This is a genomic window from Robinsoniella sp. RHS, assembly GCF_001029355.1.
Taxonomy (GTDB): domain Bacteria; phylum Bacillota; class Clostridia; order Lachnospirales; family Lachnospiraceae; genus Robinsoniella; species Robinsoniella peoriensis.
The window spans coordinates 1-3,162 of sequence record NZ_JNGB01000235.1; the positions used below are offsets into that span (position 1 = coordinate 1).

A 3,162-nucleotide genomic window follows, 5' to 3' on the forward strand; every position below is an offset into this window, starting at 1 on the left:
CTGTAACCAGAAAAAGGAGCAAACTTCCATCTTCTTTTACACAAACAGCCGAAACATACTGCGCAGCATCCAATAAAGAACAGCCTGCCACAGCCCAGGGGTCTCCACCAGGCTGAGAAAACCAGCTTTGTGGCAGTAAACTGGATCTCGGAAAGATGGGTGTGGGAAACTGGCATGGGCGGAGGAAGCGTAGAGCAGAGCTGAGTATTTACTTACCTTTTCGAAGTGTTTTTTGGCGGATAGTATTCGACTGGCTCCCATCGGATACTAAGCGGGTACTGAACCGAGAAATGCATCAGGATTTCTCGGTGAATACCCGCGTGCCGCCAAAAAGCGCTTCGTAAAGGTTAGAAAATGCCAGTTCTGCGGCCAGCTGACGGAGCCCATGCCAATTTCCCACACCCATCTTTCCGTACACTACCTACATCTACAAAGCGTCATTACTCAGCTAAACCCAAATATAAGATGAAATTGTTCGCTGTAGTATTAGAGCGTGTTTTTAAATTCCTGTTTTCTATTTACTTTATATAGCTTTATGTACTATAATATTACGCGTACAATCAATTAGAGAAAGGACAAGTTAATATTATGAGAAAACCATTTATTATGCTGGGCGCTCTTTTACTGGCTGCCGCTGTTTTCACCGGATGCGGGCAAAAGGGATCAACATCTGATACGCAAAGTAATACTACGGCACAAACGGAAACAGTTAAGTCCAGTGAAGCTGCCTCAGCAAAAGAAGCCGGCGAAACTGACACAACTGCAGAATCTGCTACCGCTGACACCACTAAAACCACGGAGGCTGACGCTGCCGCTGACTCAACCTTACTCTCAGGCAAGCATCATGTAGAAATCACGGTGAAAGATTATGGTACCATTAAAGTAGAACTGGATGCAGATAATGCTCCTATCTCTGTAACAAATTTTGTCAATCTGGCAAAGAACGGATTCTATGACAATCTTACCTTCCACCGCATTATCAGCGGATTTATGATTCAGGGCGGTGACCCTGAGGGAAACGGAATGGGCGGTTCCGATGAGACAATAAAAGGCGAATTTTCCAATAATGGCGTTGAAAATCCCCTGAAGCATACAAGAGGTGCCATTTCCATGGCGCGCTCCCAGGATATGGACAGTGCCAGCTCCCAGTTCTTTATCGTTCACGAGGACAGTGACTTCCTGGATGGCGATTATGCTGTATTCGGTTATGTAACCGAGGGAATGGAAATCGTAGATAAGATCTGTGAAGATACGAAGGTTCAGGACAGTAACGGAACGGTATCTCCGGAAGACCAGCCAACTATTGAGAGTATTAAGGTAGTCGATTGATCTGACTATGCTATCATTATAGCTTTCACAATAGCTTCAACTATCGATTTCATTGTGACTAGATCGTTGATCAGGTTGTTTACCTAACTATTCTTATCTTATTACAAATTACAAAAAGCGGCGTGCAAGGAATTAGTTTCCCCTGCATGCCGCTTTTTATAATTTCATAATACCATTTTGTATTTCTTTATATTGGAAAAGCTGCCGTAAATCACCTGATTTTTATTTTTAACATAAGCCCTGACTTTAAAGTAGTATGTTTTTCCTTTTTTTAATCCGCTCTTTATGGCTGTTGTCTTCGTACTGGTGGCTGCCTTCTTATAAGAACCCTTTCCATTCTTCATCCATATTTCATATCCGCCTGCTTTTACTTTTCCATAGTTTAACTTTACTTTTGATGTGCGGTACCTGCTGACGGATTTTAATTTGACTTTTTTGGGCTTTGCTGCCGTATACACCTGTGATGAATATTTCCCCTGCCCTGCTTTATTGACTGCAGCAACTTTTACGGTGTATTTCGTTCCCGAAACCAGTTTTTTTATCTTTATGGATGTCTTTGTAGTTTTTCCAGCCAGGCGCCATTTGCCGCTTTTATAAATATACACCTTATAAGATTCGGCATTATTCAGTTTCTTCCAGGAAACCGTCAGATAATCAGTCTCTGCTTTTGCCTTCACACCGGATACCTGTTCTGGCTTTTTTAGAGCTGGCTCTGGTGTCGGATCGGGCTTTGGTGTTGGATTGGGCTTTGGGTCTGGCGTCGGGTCAGGTGTTGGATCGGGCTTTGGATCTGGTCCCGGGTCTGGTGTTGGATCAGGCTTTGGATCTGGGTCCGGATCGGGTTTCGGCGGATCTACCGGATCCTTTAGTTGTAGCTGATCTTTTGCATCTCGCAATTGTTTGATACAATCACTGATCTCCCCATCCATTGCATTTTCATCCTGATACACCTTTTTAGCGGCTTCTAAGGATTCTATAAATAAAGCAGCATCTTTATAAACGGTGGTATCTACCTTTCCGTATTCATCCAGAAGTGATGACAGTTCCTCTTTTGATCCCCTGATATAGCTGCTATATTGCACTGCATTCATTAACTCTGCCCACGCTCTGTCTATTTCCGGCTGGGATGCATCCTGGCGTTCTGCTATGGAGACAGCCTTATCATAAGAATCGTTCAGCTGTTCTTTTATGGCAGGAATAATCTCATCTCTGTCCAATTGCCCAGTATAAGATATTACTTTAGCAAGGTTATCTCTGCTGATATTTTCTGTCTGTATATCCTGCGGGATTGGTCCGGGAAGCCCGATCCAACTCTTATCAACTTTTTTTCTTATTTTCAGCATGGCATTCAGAAGGTATTTCTGTTCTTCATTTACAGCCCCCTGGGTTACATCATCCGCTACCAGAAGCTGGTTGGCACGAACTAAGGATACCCCCAGCTGGTCTTTGTAATTGCCATCTGCAAAACTGTTCATATCGTATTGGTTTGCTATATCAGTCAAAGCCCGGAGGTCCGCCGTCATTACTTTAGCAGGAACTTCTTCTCCTTTGATGTAAGTCAGCCTGTCAATATCAATTACCGGTGTCTCACATTCTATTTTAATCCTGTGGGAAGCTAAGTCCAAGCCGCTGATTTCAAACAATTTAATATTTATTCCAGGTTCTCCCATGCATGATACGGTCTTGACATAGGTTCCGTCAATATATATCCGTGCATTACCAAAGTTAACGTCGTGCTGTCCATACCAGGCAGCACCTGTTCCATAGAATGCCAATTCTACAGAAGCTTCTGCTTCTTTCGTATAACGGGCTCCTCCTCCATGGTATCCGTCA

General features: G+C 43.5%; 3 protein-coding genes. 1 reads left to right on the forward strand and 2 read right to left on the reverse strand.

Annotated elements, in window-relative coordinates; genetic code table 11:
• Window positions 1-295: 295 nt before the first annotated feature.
• On the reverse strand, window positions 296-418 hold the full coding sequence (locus RHS_RS32345; protein WP_395023655.1) for a hypothetical protein: 123 nt from the start codon (window positions 416-418) through the stop codon (window positions 296-298).
• Between the two features lie 170 nt (window positions 419-588).
• Between RHS_RS32345 and RHS_RS29110 the strand changes: the two genes are divergently transcribed.
• A complete protein-coding gene (locus RHS_RS29110; protein WP_044296936.1) occupies window positions 589-1,329 on the forward strand; it encodes a peptidylprolyl isomerase in 741 nt (246 codons plus the stop codon).
• A 164-nt stretch (window positions 1,330-1,493) separates the two neighbouring features.
• Here the strand turns inward: RHS_RS29110 and RHS_RS29115 are convergent.
• The coding region (locus tag RHS_RS29115) for a fibronectin type III domain-containing protein (RefSeq protein WP_047835182.1) at window positions 1,494-3,162 on the reverse strand (1,669 nt) is incomplete at its 5' end.

Coding starts and splice junctions, on each gene's coding strand:
- RHS_RS29110 (WP_044296936.1), top strand. CDS start 589: ATGAGAAAACCATTTATTATGCTGGGCGCTCTTTTACTGGCTGCCGCT.